Source organism: Rahnella sp. JUb53 (assembly GCF_004346065.1).
GTDB classification, from domain to species: Bacteria; Pseudomonadota; Gammaproteobacteria; order Enterobacterales; family Enterobacteriaceae; genus Rahnella; species Rahnella variigena.
Genome location: NZ_SLYT01000003.1, coordinates 382,976 through 401,458 on the forward strand (window position 1 = coordinate 382,976; position 18,483 = coordinate 401,458).

Below are 18,483 nucleotides of genomic sequence, written 5' to 3' on the forward strand. Positions count from 1 at the left end.
GTTTGCCCTCAGCCCGCCTGAACCTGATTCCTGCCTGACGTTTTTGCGCGATATAACGCGTCATCCACCCGTTTAAACAGGCTGGTAAAATCTTCACCGGTTTCGTATTGCACCACTCCGACGCTGACCGTGACCGACGGCAGATCAGGGCGGGCAAACCGTTCTACGGCCGTACGCAGTGTTTCCGCGACATGTAATGCGCCTTCCAGACCGGTCAGCGGCAGCAAAATCAGAAACTCCTCGCCACCCCAGCGGAATACGGTATCGCTTTCGCGGATCCCCGTTTCCAGCGTTCTCGCCAGCATCACCAGTGCATCATCGCCTTTGTTATGCCCGTGCTGATCGTTAATTGCTTTGAAATGATCGGCATCGACCAGCATCAGACTGAAATTGTGCGTGCGTTGCGGATTTTGCGTCCGCGCGTTTTCTACCAGTTGCATAAACTGGCGGCGGTTGCCCAGTCCGGTCAGCGGATCACGGAGTGCGGCGTGTTCCAGCTCCTGCTCAAGGCGCTTTTGCTCGGTAATATCGTGAATGATGCACAGCATCAGCCGCACGCCATCCACGTCCACCGGGCCGGCGTAAGTCTGCACATGGCGCAGATTACCGTCCGCCAGTTTGTGCACAAAGGTCAGCGGTTTATGTCCGCCGGGCAGACGGGCGATTTCATGCATCACCGGCAGCACGTCCTGGCCCATTGCATTGATTTCCCAGGTGTGTCTCATGCACATTTCGTCGCGTGTATAGCCATAGAAACGTGTCGCCGCCAGATTCGCATCGACAATCTGCCCGTTATTAGCAGGGTCAATCAGCAGCATTGGCGCCGTATTAGTCTGGAAAAATCGCTCATAGAAACCGCTCTGATCACGGCGGTAAGGTCGGGCTTCGCTCAGGAACGAACCGGGTGCCGGAACGTTGGCCGCGGAGGTGTGCGTTCCTTCGAACACGATGACCGGTTCCTGCAAGCCAAACTGTGCCAGAGAAAGACGACAGCTCAGGGGAAAGGCGCGGCCTTCTTTGTGGATGGTCCAGATTTCAATGACCTGATCGCCTTTTTGCAGATGAGGCAGATAGGACTCGAGGGATTGCAAAGACTGGACCGAAAACTGACCGTTGCGCAGGGGGCCCAGCAAACTGTTACCCGCAAGTTTTCGGGCCGCCGTATTAGCGAAAATAATTTGCTGGTTATGTACTGAGACAACCCAGACCGGCGTGCTCAAAATGTTCAATGTTTCCAGATGGGATAGCAACATCGCAGTACCGGTCAATTTTTGACATAAAAAGAGAATACCGCGAAATGATCTGATTAGGTGTTTTTTATGTCGCGAAAGTTAAAGGGAATTTTTTGCGGGAAAGGGCGCAGGCGCAGCAAAAGTACTGCGCCCGGCGTCAGGAACAAATCAGATCGGGCAAAACGGCCTTTTTTCGTCTTCGGTCAGGGTGTCGATTTGCAACATACCCAGCATGCTGTTGGCGATTTCCCGCTCGCCCATCACCACGCGATCGGCACCGCGCTCCATGATGTAGGTGACTTCATCGTCATAATGCGCACGGGCGATAATCTCAATATTTGGTCGCTTGGAGCGGGCGGAGGCGACGATTTCACCGGCTTCATAACCATTGGGAATGGTCACCAGCAGCCAGCGGGCGCAGTCGAGCCGCGCCAGATCCATCACTTCCTGATTGGCAGCATTGCCCAGCACCGTGCTGATGCCCTGATCGCGCAGCGCTTCGACACGCGGACGCGAATTTTCAATCACCACCAGCGGAATTCCGGCGGCCTGAAGTTTCTCACCGAGCAGGCTGCCGACACGTCCATAACCGACCAGCAGTGCGTGATTGCATAAATCGAACGGGATTTGCTTCTCGTCTTCAACGGCTTCTTCAACGCTCTGGTCTTCGATGGTTTCTGTTTTCGCCAGATATTTTTCAAGCAACGTGAACAGCAGCGGGTTAAACATAATCGACAGAATGGCCCCCGCCAGTACCAGATTGCGGCCATGTTCAGACAGTAAACCCAGTGAAATCCCAAGGCCTGCGAGAATAAAGGCGAATTCACCAATCTGCGCCAGACTGACGGAAATCGTCAGCGCGGTGCGTTTGGAGTGCCCGAACATTTTCACCAGCAGGAACGCGGCAATGGATTTACCGAACACGATGATCGCCAGCGTGGCGATCACGGTCAGCGGTTCACGCACCAGAATCATCGGGTCGAATAACATGCCAACCGAGACGAAGAACAGTACCGCAAACGCATCGCGCAGCGGTAACGTGTCGTGCGCCGCACGCTGGCTGAGTTCGGATTCATTGAGCACCATACCGGCGAAGAACGCACCCAGCGCGAACGACACGTCAAAGAATTCGACGGCGCCGTACGCGATGCCCAGCGCCAGCGCCAGAACAGACAGCGTAAACAGTTCGCGTGAACCGGTACTGGCGGTTTTGGCGAGGATCCACGGTACCACGCGGCGGCCGACCACCATCATCAGCACCATGAACGCAATCACTTTACCAATGGTCACTGCCAGTCCGGTCAGCAGTTCGACCGGGCTGGAATGATGGCTTTCCAGCATGCCGCTGAACGCAGGCAGCAGAACCAGCGTCAGCACCATCACCAGATCTTCAACAATCAGCCAGCCGATGGCGATTTGCCCGCGCTGGCTGTCAATCAGTTGCCGCTCTTCCAGAGCACGCAACAGCACCACGGTACTGGCGGTGGACAAACACAGCCCGAACACCAGCCCGGTCGCCAGATCCCAGCCCATCAGACTTGATAACCCCATCCCAAGCAGCGTCGCTACCGCGATTTGCGCTACAGCGCCGGGAATGGCTATCGACTTTACGGCGAGGAGATCTTTCAGGGAAAAATGCAGACCGACGCCAAACATCAGCAGAATGACGCCGATTTCAGCCAGTTCCGGTGCCAGTGAGGTGTCTGCAACGAAGCCCGGTGTAAAAGGGCCGGCCAGCACGCCAGCGGCGAGATAGCCAACCAGAGGAGAAATACGCAGGCGGTTGGCAAGCATTCCTAACAGGAAAGCCAGGACCAGACCGCCAACGATGGTAGTGATGAGAGGCGTAGAATGATGCATTCAGACTCCTTCTGGTTATGCATAAAGCAAATATGTTGCTGATTGTTTCTAAGTTTATGGTAAAAATCGTTTTCGCGTTGGGGAATTTTGGCCTTTTTTATTAAAAATCATCAGCAGACGATAAAAAAAATTCCAACGCGGGATTTAAATGGGTTTTATCAGGCAGATATCAAGGGAATAGGGGTTCAGACGCTGCCGATATTTAACTATCGGCAGCCGGGAAGGAAAGGTTAAGGGCTATTTGCGTTCAATATTTGGCAGGAATGCTGTCAGGATCCCAAGCAACGGCAGGAAGGCACAAATCTGATACACCAGTTCGATGCTGGTTTTATCCGCCACATAGCCGAGAACCGCAGCGCCCAGCCCGCCCATACCAAAGGCCAGACCGAAGAACAGGCCGGAAACCATGCCGACTTTGCCCGGCATCAGCTCCTGCGCGAACACCAGAATGGCTGAGAATGCCGAGGCCAGGATCACACCGATAATCACGCTCAGCACGCTGGTCCACATCAGATTGGCATGAGGCAAAAGTAGCGTAAATGGCGCGACACCCAGAATTGAGACCCATATGACGTATTTGCGCCCAATCCTATCGCCCACCGGCCCGCCGATAATGGTGCCTGCTGCGACGGCAAACAGGAAGACGAACAAATGGATTTGCGCGCTTTGTACCGAGACGCCAAATTTATGGATCAGGTAAAAGGTGTAATAACTGCTCAGGCTGGTCAGGTAGAAATACTTTGAGAAAATCAGCACCAGCAGAATACCCATCGACATCGCCACGGTTTTACGTGGCAGCAGGGTGATATTGCTGTTCACCGGGCCACGCTTTTTGGCGATCTGATTTTGCTGGCGATACCATTTACTGATTTGCAGCAGCACGACAATCCCCAGCAGCGCCGCCAGCGAGAACCATGCGACGTTGCCTTTACCGTAAGGCGCGATGATCAGCGCCGCGAGTAACGGGCCAAGTGAAGAACCCAGATTGCCACCGACCTGGAACAGCGACTGCGCCAGTCCGTGACGTCCGCCGGAAGCCATACGTGCCACGCGCGACGATTCAGGATGGAACACCGAAGAGCCTGTGCCAACCAGCGCCGCCGCCAGCAACACCACCGGGAAACTCTGCGCGACCGCCAGCAACAGCAGGCCGGAGAGCGTAAAGCCCATGCCGATCGGCAGAGAATAGGGTTGCGGATGCTTGTCAGTGTAATAGCCGATAAGCGGTTGCAACAGCGAGGCGGTTATCTGGTACGTCAGGGTAATCAGGCCGATTTGCGTAAAGCTCAGGGAAAACTGGTTTTGCAGTAACGGATAAATCGCCAGTATCAGCGACTGAATCATGTCATTGAGCAGATGAGAAACGCTGATCGCCGCCAGAATAGAAAACGCAGTCTTTTTGACTGCGTCTTTCTGCGGGCTGACTGGCGTTGACGTCGTGTCTGTCATAGCGGGGGAAGCCTTCTTATTGTAGAGGTGCAGAGTACCTGCCTGTCAGTCGACTTTAGCGATATCGGCAAACTGGCCTTTGAGTAAACGGCAAAGATCGCCTGCCGCCAGTTCAATATCAAGTCCGCGTTTACCGCCTGAAACATAAATCGTGGAAAACGTCTGCGCCGGACTGTCGATCACCGTCGGCAGCAGTTTTTTCTGTCCCAGCGGGCTGATGCCGCCGACCAGATAACCGGTGATGCGCTGGGCGATAGCCGGATCTGCCATATCGGCTTTTTTCGCTTTCAGGGCTTTGGCGACCTTTTTTAAATCCAGCTTCGACGCCACCGGCGTGACGGCAACGGCCAGATTTTTGGCATCGCCGTTGAGCGAAACGAGCAGCGTTTTATAAACCTGGCGCGCATCAAGCCCGAGTTTTTTCACGGCTTCATCGCCAAAATTGGTTTCATCGCTGCTGTGTTCGTACGGGTGAAGGGTAAAGCTGACGTTGTTTTTTTCCAGGAGGATGACCGCGGGTGTCATGATTACCGCCTATTTTATTTACTTTTTTGTTCGGAAAATAGTCATCAGCTCAATCTGATGAAAACAAACAATAAAGTATGATTACTGAGCGAGGATGAAATAGTAGAGCAATGAATGGTTATTGCCAAGACCCGTCGCAGATTGATACCCTGTGCGCGCCGGTGCTGTGCCTGAAAAGGCCGGTACTGAAGCTATAACTAATAAAATGAAATTCCTCTTTGACTGGCCGGCCTTAAAAACCGGCCATTTTTTTATCCTTTCAGCAGCTCCGGCAAATTCCCTTCGCCGTACAAATGCAGCGCACCGACTGCGACCACATAGTTTCCTGCAGGTAAGTCCAGCAGCTGTTTTTTCCAGCGCACATTTCGCTGATTCATCAGCACATCGTATAAATCACTGCTAAAAGTATTCGGAAGCTGCTCGACCGCCAGCCCCGGTTTGCTGTCCAGCCACCAGCTGATCATGGTTTGCAACAGGCGCGCGTTGGTGTGCCAGTGCGTCAGGGTATCTTCCAGCAGTCCGAGCCCGTCGTCAGGAAGTTGCTGCAACAGCGCAAACTGCTCCTCCGGCCCTTCCAGTTCAATGACCGGCGTGTTCTGCTCTTTAGCGTTGTGCAACAGCTGATAATCGATGCCGTAATTTCCGCGCAGTCCGAGACGCTGCGCCTGCGTGGCCTGCAACATCAGCGCGACCTGCCATGACGGCAAAGGATTAAGCGTCCACATCGACACACCCAGTTCTTCGCATAAACGCTCGACGTGCAGATATTGCGATTCAGAAAGGCGTTCAGCCAGCGGAGGATATTCGCCGGTCATACTGAAAGGGGAATCGGTGCCGCTGATATCTGCCTCGACTATCAGCGCATCGGCTTTTTTCAGGCGGCGCAACAGTTGCGCAGGCAGCGGTTGCATATCCTGCGTGCCCATATGAATGCTGCCGACCAGATGCAGATAGCGATTGCCGGGAAGCCGGATATCCAGGGCGGGATAGGAATACTCAGCGGGAAAAAGCCGGCGAAGCCAGCTGAATGCCTGGTTTAAAAACGGCGCCATAATGCAGGGTCTCCCGAAAAATGAGAGACCATGCTAACGCGCCTGCGGTTTAGCGAATAGGGGAAACGTCTTGTTTTTTCGGCGTGTTTTTCAAGACTGTCCTTTTTTAGGTGAAAAGCGCAACAGACGGTTTGCGTTGGCGACCACCGTGATGGAAGACAGCGCCATCGCAGCACCCGCCACTATCGGGCTGAGCAGAGTTCCGGTCAGCGGATAAAGCACACCGGCGGCAACCGGAATACCAATCACGTTGTAAACAAAAGCACCCAGCAGGTTTTGCTTCATATTTCGCAGTGTCGCCTGAGACATTGCCAGCGCATCGGCGACACCGTTCAGGCCCGGGCGCATCAGCGTAATCGCCGCGGTTTCAATTGCCACGTCGCTGCCGCTACCCATCGCAATACCGACATCCGCCTGAGCCAGCGCCGGAGCATCGTTAATGCCGTCGCCAATCATCGCGACCTGCTGCCCTTTGGCCTGCAACGCTTTGATGGCGTCGGCTTTCCCTTCCGGACGCACGCCGGCAATCACCGTGTCAATTCCCGCCTGCGCCGCAATAGCTTGCGCAGTTCGCGGGTTGTCGCCGGTCAGCATCACCAGCTGATAACCCAGCTGATGCAGGCGTTGCAACGCACTGACGCTGTCTTCACGCAGCGGATCCCGCAGGGCAAACAGCGCCGCAATCTTACCGTTAGCAGCCAGCAATACCGGCGTGGCACCTTCGCTGGCTAACGTATCCAGCAACGTGTCAGCCGCCTGAGTATCCACCCCGTTTTCATGCATCAGCGCCTGATTGCCCAGCAGCAGGGATTGTTCTTCCACGTCACCGCGCAAACCCAGCCCGCCAAGGGTACGGAAATTCGCGATATCAGGGATTTCCAGCCCTTGCGCTTTTTCGACAATGGCCTGAGCAAGAGGATGGTGTGAACCTTTTTCCAGTGCGGCTGCAAACCGTAAAACCTGTTGTTCACTGAAACCGCTGAACGTATGAATGTCTGTCACTTTTGGCTGGCCTTCGGTCAGCGTGCCGGTTTTATCAAACACCAGCGTGGAAAGCGTACTGGCTTTTTGCAGTGCATCGGCATCGCGCACCAGCACACCAAACTCAGCGGCGCGTCCGACACCGGCGGTAATCGACATCGGCGTTGCCAGACCGAGCGCACAAGGACAGGCGATAATCAGTACCGTTGTGACAATCACCAGCGTATACATCAGTTGCGGTTGCGGACCAAAGAAGTACCAGATGGCACCGCTGAATAACGCAATCAGCACCACAACCGGTACGAAGACAGCAGAGATTTTATCCGCCAGCTTACCGATTTCAGGTTTACTGCTTTGGGCTTCACGCACCAGATTAATAATGCGTGAAAGGGTGGTCTGGCTGCCGATGGCATCTGCACGGAACAGCACGCTGCCGTCTTTCACCAGCGTACCGGCATGCACTTTTTCACCCTGCGATTTTTGCTGAGGGATCGGCTCACCGGTCAGCATCGCCTCATCCATCCAGGCTTCACCACGTTGAATTTCGCCGTCCACCGGCACACGGTCACCGGTCGTCAGGCGCAGCATCATTCCTTGCTGAACGTCAGCCAGCGGCAGAGTTTTCTCGCCTTCTTCGGTAACCACGCGTGCGGTCGGCGGGGTCAGATCCAGCAAACGTTCAAGTGCCTGAGACGAACGCTGACGTCCGCGTTGTTCCAGCGCGTGGCCGAGGTTAATCAGACCAATAATCATCACGCTGGCTTCATAATAAAGATGACGTGCCTGCATCGGGAACGCCTCCGGCCACAGGCTGACGGCGAAGGAAAATATCCAGGCCGCGCCGGTACCGAGCGACACCAGCGTGTCCATATTGGCGCTGCCGTGCATCAGGCTTTTCCAGGCACTGCGGTAAAAATGGCCGCCCGCGACAATCATGATCAGCAACGTCAGCAGGCCGACAATCAACCAGCCGGTCTGGTTGCCGGCGGTCACCATCATGTCACCGCCGAGTAATCCCCATAACATCATCGGGATACCCGCAGCTAAGCCAAGAGCCGCCTGCCAGCTGAAGCGAATCATACTTTTGCGTGAGGTTTGTTGCTGGCGCTCACGGCGTTTAGTTTCGTCGATAATGATTTCGGCGCCGTAACCGGCCTGTTCAACGGCGGCAATCAGCGCATTCTGGTCGGCATTACCGCTGACCAGCGCACTGCGTTCCGCCAGATTGACGCGTGCCCGTTCGACGCCATTTACGCCTTCCAGCGCCCGCTGCACTTTACTGACACAACTGGCGCAGCTCATCCCGCTGAGCAACAGCTGCACGCTGTCGTCGGCGGTTTGTGGTGCATGAGTTTCTGCCGGAACAGGTGACGCCGCCGCTGACAGGGGTTCCGGCAAAACTTTCGCCTTATCGGTCAGCGGCTCAGATTTTGGGGATGCGTCCTCCACCACCTGTGCTTCATAACCGGCGTTAATCACGGCATCGACCAGACTCTGGCTGCTGGCATCGCCTTTGACGATGGCTTTATCCAGAGAAACTTCAACGGCAGTCGTGCCTTCCACGGCTTCCAGCGCTTTACGCGTTGAAGCCACGCAGTGCCCGCAGGACAGGCCTTGCAAAGATAATACGGTGGTTGTCATGATCATTTTCCTTGGGTTAACTTCACTCAGGACAGAGGATAAACCTTCCAGCAAGGGGAAGGTCAAGCCGCAGTCTCTGTTATTTTAATTTCATGGCGTATGATGTTCGTATCATGCGCAACAATCAGCTTGTCGTGGAGGCGAAATGAACATCAGTGATGTAGCGAAAAAAACCGGTCTCACCAGTAAAGCGATACGATTTTATGAAGAGAAGGGGCTGGTTACCGCACCGGCTCGCAGTGAGAACGGCTACCGCAGTTATGCGCAAAAACATATCGAAGAGCTGACGTTATTGCGTCAGGCGCGGCAGGTCGGATTCACGCTGGAAGAGTGTCAGGAACTGGTGGCGTTATTCCACAACCCGGATCGCCACAGTGCGGACGTGAAAGCGCGGACATTAGAAAAGGCCGCCGAAATTGCACGGCACATTGAAGAACTGAAAGTGATGCGTGAGCGCTTACTGACGCTGGCGGATGCCTGTCCGGGTGACGAGGGGGCAGACTGCCCGATCATTGATAACCTCAGCGGATGCTGTCATAAGCACTGAGATTTTGTTTTAGCGAGCCTCAGGTTCCACGCGCAGCGTCGCGCCTTCTACGCCGGTGATCACCACTTTGTCACCGACGTTCAGCGGCGACGCGCAAATTGCCCGCCAACTGCTGTCTCCGATCTGGACCCGCGTAAACTGGTTAGTGACCGGTTCCAGCACGGTGGCGTGAGTGCCTACTAACTGCTGACCGCGCTGGTTCAGCGCTGAATTGCCTGCACTTTTGTCGACACGCTGATTCAGCCACTTCCACCACAGCCACGCCGCCAGAATGGTCAGCAGCGCAAACGCCGTGCCTGACCATTCCCACGGCAACGGCAGGATCCACGTGACAGCGCCCACTAAGGCCGCCGCCACGCCGCTCCACAGCAAGTAACCACTCGCACCCACCAGCTCAGCCGCCAGCAACATGCCGCCCAGAGACAGCCAGAATACGTGCGGATTTGCCATGAAATCGTGCAGCATTATTTGCCGCCTTTGGTTTCTTTCAGCAGCTCAGCAATCCCGCCAATGGAGCCCATCAGACTGGTGGCATCCAGCGGCATCATGATGATTTTGCTGTTATTAGCAGAACCGATCTTGGTCAGTGCATCGGTATATTTTTGTGCCACGAAGTAGTTAATCGCCTGCACGCTACCGGCTTCAATCGCTTCAGACACCATTTTGGTTGCCTGGGCTTCGGCTTCCGCCGCACGTTCACGCGCTTCGGCCTGCAGGAACGCTGACTGACGCTCACCTTCCGCTTTCAGGATCTGTGACTGCTTTTCACCTTCAGCACGCAAAATGGCAGACTGACGCACGCCTTCAGCTTCGAGAATATCGGCACGTTTTGTACGTTCGGCCTTCATCTGCGCGTTCATGGCGGAGATCAGTTCAGCAGGCGGACGCACATCGCGGATTTCGATACGGGTGATTTTGACGCCCCACGGATTGGTGGCTTCGTCGACGATATGCAGCAAACGTGCGTTGATGTTGTCACGTTGTGACAGCATTTCGTCAAGTTCCATCGAACCCAGAACCGTACGGAAGTTGGTCATGGTCAGGTTAACGATCGCCTGTTCCAGATTGCTGACTTCATACGCGGCACGCGCCGGGTCAATCACCTGAATAAAGCACACGGCGTCAATGGCAACGTTGGCGTTATCGCGAGAAATCACTTCCTGAGAAGGAATATCCAGCACCTGTTCCATCATATTGATTTTACGGCCGATGCGGTCAACAAATGGCACCACCAGATTCAGCCCCGGCATCAGCGTTTTGGTGTAACGGCCGAAGCGCTCGACAGTCCACTGATAACCCTGAGGCACAATTTTGATCCCGGCGTAAACCACCAGCAGCGCCAGCACGATCAGAATAAGGATAGGAATGGGAATCAGATCAAACATAGTGTGAAACTCCTGTAAAACTGTGTCCTGACTATTCCGGATGAAATAGTCGAGTAAAAACATGTCCCTGGCACATTTGCCGACCGGCAAAGTGTGTGATGAATTGTCGCACAAATAACCGTTACATCGTATTAATAAAGGATAGTTCAGGGGATAAAAGGCGGGGGAAAGCTCAAAAAAAACGCACGTCCTGTTCAGTGACGTGCGTCTGATATTTTACAGCCGGGCCGTATGAATTAATACAGCAGAGAATATAACTGGCGGCGATATTTGGCAGCCAGCGCATCGCCGGTACCGAGAGCGGCCATGATATCCATCAGCGTTTTACGCGCTGCACCGTTCGCTGCGCCTAAATCTTTTTTCAGCGGCGCCATCAGCAGTTCAAGCGCTTCTTCGTTGCGCCCGACCTGATGCAATTGCAGGCTGAGTTTGACGATGAGTTCAGCGTTCTCAGGATCCTGCTGGAGTTCCTGTTGCAATAGCTGAATTTCCGGCGTGTCGGCGGCCTGTTTCAGCAACTCGATTTGCGCGATCAGCCCCTGATAACGGGAATCTTTATCCTGTAACGGAATGGTCGCCAGCACGGCTTCGGCATCATCGGTGCGGTTCAGATGAATTTGCGTTTCCGCCAGCAGCAAGCCGATATCACTGCGGTAATTGCTCAGCTGCCAGGCATCTTTCAGCAGCGGCAGGGCTTCCGCCACATTGCCCGCCTGCAACATTTCCTGCGCCTGAGCCAGCTTCAGCTCTTCTTCTTTCGGCAACACTTTTTGCAGCAGTTCGCGGATGACTTCTTCCGGCTGTGGTCCCTGGAAACCATCGACAGGCTGACCGTCTTTAAACAGGTACACGGCAGGAATTGAACGCAGACCAAACTGCTGAGCAATCATCTGCTCGGCATCGCAGTCTACTTTAGCCAGGATCAGCTGACCGGCGTATTCCACAGCCAGTTTGTCGAGAATCGGCCCCAGTTGCAGGCAATGCTGGCTGCGTTCAGACCAGAAATAGAACATCACCGGCACAGACATGGATTGTTCCAGCGTCTGGTGCAGGTTGGATTCGTTGATATCGATTACTGTAGGTTGTGCAAGCATGAATTCTGTCTCTCCGCTACCCGTCATACTTCGAGCTGCTGATGCGTTGGCTGCGCTCACTCATCCCGGTCACTGAGTTATCTAAGCTCCCGGTATCTCGTGAACTGGCCGCCTTCCCGCAACCCGAATTATTTAGGGTATAGAAATGTAAAGTATTTAAGAACAAATGGGGGCGACTCGTGCCGCTTCAACCCCTTATCGTTTTTACTTAGCTGTTTCCGCGTAATATTTTGTCCAGCAAACGGGCTGGCAACAGGCGTTTAAGCACCGTCAGTGCATGGGCGACCAGCGTGACCGGATAACGAAAACGCGCGCGCGGGTTTTCTAAAGCATGGTGCAGTTTGGGTAAGACTGCCTCCGGCTTGAGGGTAAAACGTCGCGCAATACCCGGATTTTCTACCGGCTGATCGGCTTGTGACTGACTGACATTGGCGGTGAAATTACTGCTCAGCGGGCCGGGTTCAATCAGGCTGACCTGAATTCCCGTGCCGTGCAGCTCCATACGCAGCGTGTCGGACCAGGCTTCCAGCGCAAATTTACTGGCGGCATAAACGCCACGACGCGGCGTGGTAATCAGCCCCATCACCGAACTGGTCTGGATGATACGTCCTTCGCCGTGCGGCAACATGGCCGGCAGCAAAAGCTGCGTCAGCTGATGCGTGCCAAACAGATTGGTAGAGAATTGTTGCTCGAACTGTTCACGGCTGATGGTATTAAGCGGCCCGTAAACGCCGTAACCCGCGTTATTAAACAGGGCGTACAGACGGTTTCCCGTCAGCGCGATGACCTCGGCGGCGGCGCGTTCCACACTCTGTTTGTTATCAAGATCGAGCTGAACAGTTTCAAAACCCATTTGTTGCAGCGTGTCGATATCTTGCGTTTTGCGGCATGCCGCCAGTACCCGGTAGCCACGAGCGCGTAAATCCTGTGCGGCAACCAGCCCGATACCGCTTGAACAACCGGTGATTAATACAGCTTTTTGCATAACTTTACCTGTGGGATGTCCCTATTTTTTATGACTGTGATTTACTAGGGAGTCGGATGAAAAGGTAACGTCTTGGTTTTACTCACGTCCCGGTATTATTTTATTCGTCGTATTTTAAACTTAATGCGTCAGCAGCGGTGTGAGTTTTTCTGACATCCAGCCGGCAATAAACGACTGGGCTGCCAGTGCCGGATGCAAACCGTCGTCCTGCATCCATTCAGGTTTAACGGCGACCTGTTCCATAAAGAACGGCACCAGCGGGATATTTTCCTGCTTCGCCAGCGCCGGATAAATAGCGTAGAACGCATCCCCGTAGCGACGGCCATAATTAGGGGGCAGGCGGATTTGCATCAGCAGCGGTTGGGCATTGGCCTGTTTGACCTGACTGATTATCTGCGTCAGCGTTTGCGAAATGGTTTGCGGCGGGAAACCGCGCAATCCGTCGTTAGCGCCCAGTTCAATCAGCACCCAGCGCGGATGGTGTTGTTCCAGCAACGTTTGCAAACGCGCCAGCCCTTGTTCAGCGGTATCGCCGCTGATGCTGGCGTTAATAATGGTGGGCTTGTCACCTTCTTTTTGCCATTTGTTATTCAGTAATGTCGGCCACGATTCGGCTACCGGAAGGCGATAGACAGCACTCAAACTATCGCCAATAATCAGCAAGTTATCAGCAGCAACGGCGCGAAAACTCAATAATCCTAACAACATAAGGAAGGGGAGATGCCAGCGGAAAATGTTCTTGAAGTTCATCATTTAAGTAAGCACGTCGGTCAGGGTGAAGGTCAGCTCACCATCCTGTCCGGTGTGGAGCTGGTTGTCAAACCTGCCCAGACAATTGCCCTGATTGGCGAATCCGGTTCCGGTAAATCCACTCTGCTCGGCATTCTTGCCGGGCTGGATGATGGCACCAGCGGCGACGTGAAGTTGCTGGGCAAATCTCTTGGCGAACTTAATGAGGAAGGGCGCGCAGCGTTGCGGGCAAAAAATGTCGGCTTTGTGTTCCAGTCGTTCATGCTGGTGCCGACGCTCAACGCGCTGGAAAATGTGCAACTTCCTGCGCTGTTGCGCGGCGAAAGCGACAGCAGCAGCCGTCAGCAGGCGGTGCAGTTGCTGGAAAGTCTCGGGCTGGGCGGGCGTCTGCATCATCTTCCGGCGCAGCTTTCCGGCGGCGAACAGCAGCGTGTGGCGCTGGCGCGGGCATTTATCGGTAAACCTAAACTGCTGTTTGCCGATGAGCCGACCGGCAATCTGGATCGCGCAACCGGCGAACGTATCGTCGACTTGTTGTTCTCACTGAACCGCGACGCGGCGACCACGCTGATCCTGGTCACGCATGATGAACAGCTGGCGGCGCGTTGCCAGCGGCGCTTACGTCTGCGCGACGGGAAATTGTGGGAGGAAGCATGATCTGGCGCTGGTTCTGGCGGGAATGGCGATCGCCTTCGCTGCTGATTGTCTGGCTGGCGCTGACGCTGGCGGTCGCCTGTGTGCTGGCGCTCGGCAGCATCAGCGACCGCATGGACAAAGGGCTGAGTCAGCAAAGCCGCGAATTTATCGCAGGCGATCGCGTGTTGCGTTCCGCGCATCCGATTACCGAAGCCTGGTTGCAAGATGCGCAGACGCAGGGGCTCAAAGTCAGCCGTCAGCTCTCGTTTATGACCATGACCTTTGCCGGTGAAACGCCGCAGCTGGCGGCCGTCAAAGCCACCGATCTGGCGTATCCGCTTTATGGCGCGTTACAAACCGAACCGGCAGGGCTGAAACCTCAGCCGGGAACCGTTCTGGTCGCGCCGCGTTTACTGGCGCTGCTGAACGTGAAAGTCGGTGACAATCTGGACGTCGGCGATACCACGCTGAAAATTGCCGGAGTGATTGTTCAGGAACCGGATTCGGGGTTTAACCCGTTTCAGACCGCGCCCCGCGTGATCATGAATCTGGCTGACGTACCGAAAACCGGAGCCATTCAGCCGGGCAGTCGCCTGACTTATCGTTATATGTTTGCCGGTTCTCCGCAGGCTATTCAGACTTACGGCGAGGCGATAAAAAGCCTGCTCAAGCCCGATCAGCGCTGGAGCGGCATGGAAGACTCCGAGGGCGCGCTGGGCAAATCATTACAACGTTCTCAGCAGTTCCTCACATTGTCGGCGCTGCTGACGCTGATGCTGTCGATTGCTGCCATTGCCGTGTCGATGGGGCATTACTGCCGCAGCCGTTACGATCTGGTTGCGGTGCTGAAAACGCTGGGAGCCGGGAAAAAGGCGCTGCAAAAACTGATCATCGGTCAGTGGCTGGCGGTGCTGGTGCTGGCGGGAATTTGCGGCAGCGTGGTCGGCCTGCTGTTCGAAGCCGTGCTGATGAAAGTGCTGGCGCCGGTTCTGCCTGCCGCGTTACCGCCTGCCGGTGGCTGGCCGTGGGTGTGGTCGATGGGCGCGATGGTGGTGATCTCGCTGCTGATCGGTATCCGCCCGTATCGCCAGTTACTGGCAACCCAGCCGCTGCGTGTGCTGCGCAATGACGTGGTGGCGAATGTCTGGCCGCTGCGGTATTTCCTGCCGGTGATGGTGCTGGTGGTCGTCGGTCTGCTGGCGGCACTGATGGGCGGCAGTTCGCTGCTCTGGTCACTGCTGGCGGGCGTGCTGGTACTTTCGCTGCTGCTCGGTGTGATTGGCTGGGGGGCGCTGTTGTTGCTACGCAAGCTGACGTTTCGTCAGTTACCGCTGCGTCTGGCGGTAAACCGCCTGCTGCGCCAGCCGTGGGTGACGCTCAGCCAGCTGGCGGCGTTCTCGATGTCGTTTATGTTACTGGCGTTGCTGCTGGTGATGCGCGGGGATTTACTGGATCGCTGGGAACAACAGCTGCCGCCGGACAGCCCGAATTACTTCCTGCTTAATATCACCAAAGAGCAAATTCCGCAGGTGAAGGACTTCCTGCATCAGCATAAAGCGGAGCCGGAAACCTTCTATCCGATTGTGCGCGTGCGTCTGACGAAGATTAACGACAAGGTTGCCACGGATATCATCAAACCGGACGATGCGGGCGGCGAAGCGGTGAACCGTGAGCTGAATCTGACCTGGATGGAGGGGCTGCCGGATCATAATCCGCTGGTCGCGGGCAACGGGCCACCGAAGGCCGGTGAAGTGTCGATAGATGAAGGGCTGGCGGGGCGCCTGGGGCTGAAGCCTGGCGATACCGTGACGTTTAGCGGCGATACGCAGGAATTCAGTGCCAAAATCACCAGCCTGCGGAAAGTGGACTGGGACAGCCTGAAGCCGAATTTCTACTTCATCTTCCCGCCGGGAGCGCTGGACGCCCAGCCGCAAAGCTGGCTGACCAGTTTCCGTTATCACGGGGATGTCAGCACCATTACACAGCTAAACCGCCAGTTCCCGACGCTGAGTTTGCTGGATATTGGTTCTATCCTGCGGCAGGTCGGTCAGGTCTTACAGCAGGTAAGCAGGGCGCTGGAAGTGATGGTTCTGCTGGTGATGCTGTGCGGTGGATTGTTATTACTCGCACAGATTCAGGTCGGCATGCGTCAGCGCCGTCAGGAGCTGATCGTTTACCGCACTCTGGGGGCCAGCAAAAAAATGCTGCACCGGACGCTGTGGTGTGAGTTTGCCGTACTTGGTCTGGTGGCGGGTATCGCTGCCGCGATTGGCGCGGAAGCCGCACTGTGGCTGCTGCAACGCAAAGTGTTCGATTTCCCGTGGGAACCGAATTACCTGATGTGGATTGCGGTGCCGGTGGTTAGCGCGGTGTTGTTGTCCGTCTGCGGTGGCTGGCTGGGTGTGCGGTTGTTGCGGGGGCGGGCATTATTCCGGCAATACGACTCGTAACCGTCATACTTCGAGCCACAGGTGCGTTGGCTGCGTTTAGTCACCCGAATCACTTACCTGAGTAAGCTCATCGGGATTCCTTGACTTGCCGCCTTCCTGTAACTCGAATTATTTAGGTTACCAGAGCATCTCCTTTTAATAAGGAGGTGCTCAAATCAAAGCTTTTCAACTGCCCATTCAATGCCGCTGGCGTATTCTGACGGCAGCATCGGGAGCAGTGCGTTGAGAGTGTCTTTCAGCAGGCTGGCGCTGGCGTCGTTGAGATTCAGGTGTCCGACTTTACGACCCGGACGCACGTCTTTCTCGTACCAGTGCAGATTGACCAGCGGCAGGCTCAGCCACTCTTCTGACACATCCGTGCCAATCAGATTCACCATCACCGACGGCGTACTGACGACCGGTTTCGGCAGCGGCAGACCAAGGATGGCGCGCAAATGCATCTCAAACTGGCTGTAGGACGCGCCGTTTTGCGTCCAGTGACCGCTGTTGTGAACGCGCGGAGCCAGCTCATTGATCAGCAAACCTTCGCTGACCACGAAACATTCCATCGCCATCACGCCGACATAATTCAGTTCGTTGAGAATGGCTGACAGCATGCTTTCTGCCTGCTGTTGCAGGGCTGTGTCCGGCTGCGGCAATGCGACGCTGGTGCGCAAAATGCCGTCCTGATGCAGGTTGTGGGTCAGCGGATAAAACACAGTGTTGCCGTCGTGACCGCGTGCGCCCACCAGCGAAACTTCGCCGGAAAAATTGATGCCCTGCTCAACGATGCATTCGCCGTAGCAATCCTGTGGCAGAGTCTTTTCTTCGCCAGAACGTAAGCGCCACTGACCACGGCCGTCGTACCCGCCGACGCGACGTTTAACAATCGCCAGTTCGCCAAGCTGAGAGAAAACCTGCGGCCATTCGGCGGCATCAGCCAGCAACTGCCACGGCGCAGTTGCCAGACCGAGCTGGTCGAGCAACTGTTTTTGCGTCAGGCGGTCAGCCAGACGTGGGAAAGTCTCGCGGTTAACAAACGCGTTGTGCGTTGCCAGTTCGCGGGTCAGTGCAGTTTCCGGCCAGCGTTCGATTTCAGCGGTGATCACGCTTTGCTGATATGGCACGGCTTCCGGTTCGGCATCAAGTCCGACGGGATATACGGCGATGCCCAGCGGTTCACCAGCCTGACGCAGCATCCGGCCTAACTGACCGTTTCCAAGGACGCAAACCGGCTTCATGCTTCCTCCCGCGGATCGGGATTATTCAGCACTTCGTCAGTTTGTGCAGTGCGCCATGCAGCCAGATTTTTAGCAATCTCAGCATCGTGAAGCGCCAGAATTTGTGCGGCCAGCAAAGCGGCGTTAGCAGCACCGGCTTTTCCGATCGCCAGCGTACCGACCGGAATACCACGTGGCATTTGTACGATGGAATACAGACTGTCGATGCCACTCAGGGCAGCACTCTGAACCGGAACACCGAGTACCGGCACCAGCGTTTTTGCCGCCAGCATGCCTGGTAAATGTGCTGCGCCACCGGCACCCGCGATGATCACATCAAAGCCATTGGCAGAAGCCTGCTCAGCGAAAGTGAACAATTTATCCGGTGTGCGGTGAGCGGAGACGATATCGACATGGAAAGGAATATTCAGCGTTGTGAGAACTTCGGCGGCGAACTGCATGGTCGCCCAGTCACTTTTAGACCCCATAACGATGGCGATTTTTGCCGGGGTAACGTTGGATGACATGTCTTTAAAGCTCCTGTGATTCGGAAATAGAAACTGCGAGGGCGCAAATGATAACACGCTCCGAGAGGGAGGAAAACGGTTGCGTGGCCGGAAAACGGCGCATTTTTGATGAGAAGTTGGCGGCAGATTTGTATAATCCAAACCAATATATTAAAGACAAACTTGAGTGG

16 protein-coding genes are annotated in these 18,483 nt (G+C 55.3%); 3 read left to right on the top strand and 13 right to left on the bottom strand.

Annotation, left to right across the window (positions count from 1 at the left end; translation table 11 throughout):
• Positions 1-8: 8 nt before the first annotated feature.
• From EC840_RS09515 to copA, 6 genes are all read right to left on the bottom strand, one after another.
• Positions 9-1,253, bottom strand: coding sequence for a sensor domain-containing diguanylate cyclase (locus EC840_RS09515; RefSeq protein ID WP_132965081.1), 1,245 nt, complete (start codon positions 1,251-1,253; stop codon positions 9-11).
• A gap of 147 nt (positions 1,254-1,400) precedes the next feature.
• A complete protein-coding gene (gene ybaL, locus EC840_RS09520) occupies positions 1,401-3,092 on the bottom strand; it encodes a YbaL family putative K(+) efflux transporter (protein ID WP_113876120.1) in 1,692 nt (563 codons plus the stop codon).
• Between the two features lie 237 nt (positions 3,093-3,329).
• Positions 3,330-4,541: an MFS transporter gene (locus EC840_RS09525; RefSeq protein WP_120160753.1), complete on the bottom strand. Its 1,212-nt coding sequence runs from the start codon at positions 4,539-4,541 to the stop codon at positions 3,330-3,332.
• A 45-nt stretch (positions 4,542-4,586) separates the two neighbouring features.
• A complete protein-coding gene (gene ybaK / locus EC840_RS09530; RefSeq protein ID WP_120160751.1) occupies positions 4,587-5,066 on the bottom strand; it encodes a Cys-tRNA(Pro)/Cys-tRNA(Cys) deacylase YbaK in 480 nt (159 codons plus the stop codon).
• A 251-nt stretch (positions 5,067-5,317) separates the two neighbouring features.
• Positions 5,318-6,118 carry a TraB/GumN family protein gene (locus EC840_RS09535; RefSeq protein WP_113876117.1) on the bottom strand — a complete coding sequence of 267 codons (801 nt, stop codon included), beginning with the start codon at positions 6,116-6,118 and terminating at the stop codon, positions 5,318-5,320.
• Positions 6,119-6,208: 90 nt separating this feature from the next.
• Complete coding sequence (gene copA, locus EC840_RS09540; protein ID WP_132965083.1) at positions 6,209-8,740, bottom strand: copper-exporting P-type ATPase CopA; 2,532 nt, start codon at positions 8,738-8,740, stop codon at positions 6,209-6,211.
• A 145-nt stretch (positions 8,741-8,885) separates the two neighbouring features.
• On the opposite strand from copA, the gene cueR reads away from it, so the two are divergent.
• Complete coding sequence (cueR, locus tag EC840_RS09545) at positions 8,886-9,287, top strand: Cu(I)-responsive transcriptional regulator (RefSeq protein WP_112287553.1); 402 nt, start codon at positions 8,886-8,888, stop codon at positions 9,285-9,287.
• A gap of 9 nt (positions 9,288-9,296) precedes the next feature.
• On the opposite strand, the gene EC840_RS09550 is transcribed toward cueR, so the two are convergent.
• From EC840_RS09550 to tesA, 5 genes are all read right to left on the bottom strand, one after another.
• Complete coding sequence (locus tag EC840_RS09550) at positions 9,297-9,752, bottom strand: NfeD family protein (protein WP_132965085.1); 456 nt, start codon at positions 9,750-9,752, stop codon at positions 9,297-9,299.
• A complete protein-coding gene (locus EC840_RS09555; protein ID WP_095925004.1) occupies positions 9,752-10,672 on the bottom strand; it encodes an SPFH domain-containing protein in 921 nt (306 codons plus the stop codon). The genes EC840_RS09550 and EC840_RS09555 overlap by 1 nt, the downstream gene beginning before the upstream one ends.
• A gap of 236 nt (positions 10,673-10,908) precedes the next feature.
• Entirely contained in the window at positions 10,909-11,766 is an 858-nt protein-coding gene (locus tag EC840_RS09560; RefSeq protein ID WP_112287555.1) for a co-chaperone YbbN, read from the bottom strand.
• Between the two features lie 208 nt (positions 11,767-11,974).
• A complete protein-coding gene (locus EC840_RS09565; RefSeq protein WP_132965087.1) occupies positions 11,975-12,751 on the bottom strand; it encodes an SDR family oxidoreductase in 777 nt (258 codons plus the stop codon).
• A 120-nt stretch (positions 12,752-12,871) separates the two neighbouring features.
• Positions 12,872-13,501: a multifunctional acyl-CoA thioesterase I/protease I/lysophospholipase L1 gene (gene tesA / locus EC840_RS09570; protein WP_113876252.1), complete on the bottom strand. Its 630-nt coding sequence runs from the start codon at positions 13,499-13,501 to the stop codon at positions 12,872-12,874.
• On the opposite strand from tesA, the gene ybbA reads away from it, so the two are divergent.
• Positions 13,472-14,158: a putative ABC transporter ATP-binding protein YbbA gene (gene ybbA / locus EC840_RS09575; protein WP_112287557.1), complete on the top strand. Its 687-nt coding sequence runs from the start codon at positions 13,472-13,474 to the stop codon at positions 14,156-14,158. The genes tesA and ybbA overlap by 30 nt on opposite strands.
• Entirely contained in the window at positions 14,155-16,587 is a 2,433-nt protein-coding gene (gene ybbP / locus EC840_RS09580; protein WP_132965089.1) for a putative ABC transporter permease subunit YbbP, read from the top strand. Before ybbA ends, ybbP begins: the two co-directional genes overlap by 4 nt.
• Positions 16,588-16,742: 155 nt before the next feature.
• Here the strand turns inward: ybbP and purK are convergent, their stop codons facing one another.
• Positions 16,743-17,807: a 5-(carboxyamino)imidazole ribonucleotide synthase gene (gene purK, locus EC840_RS09585; protein WP_132965091.1), complete on the bottom strand. Its 1,065-nt coding sequence runs from the start codon at positions 17,805-17,807 to the stop codon at positions 16,743-16,745.
• Positions 17,804-18,313, bottom strand: a complete 510-nt coding sequence (gene purE / locus EC840_RS09590) for a 5-(carboxyamino)imidazole ribonucleotide mutase (protein WP_112287560.1) — start codon at positions 18,311-18,313, stop codon at positions 17,804-17,806. Before purE ends, purK begins: the two co-directional genes overlap by 4 nt.
• Positions 18,314-18,483 lie beyond the last annotated feature (170 nt).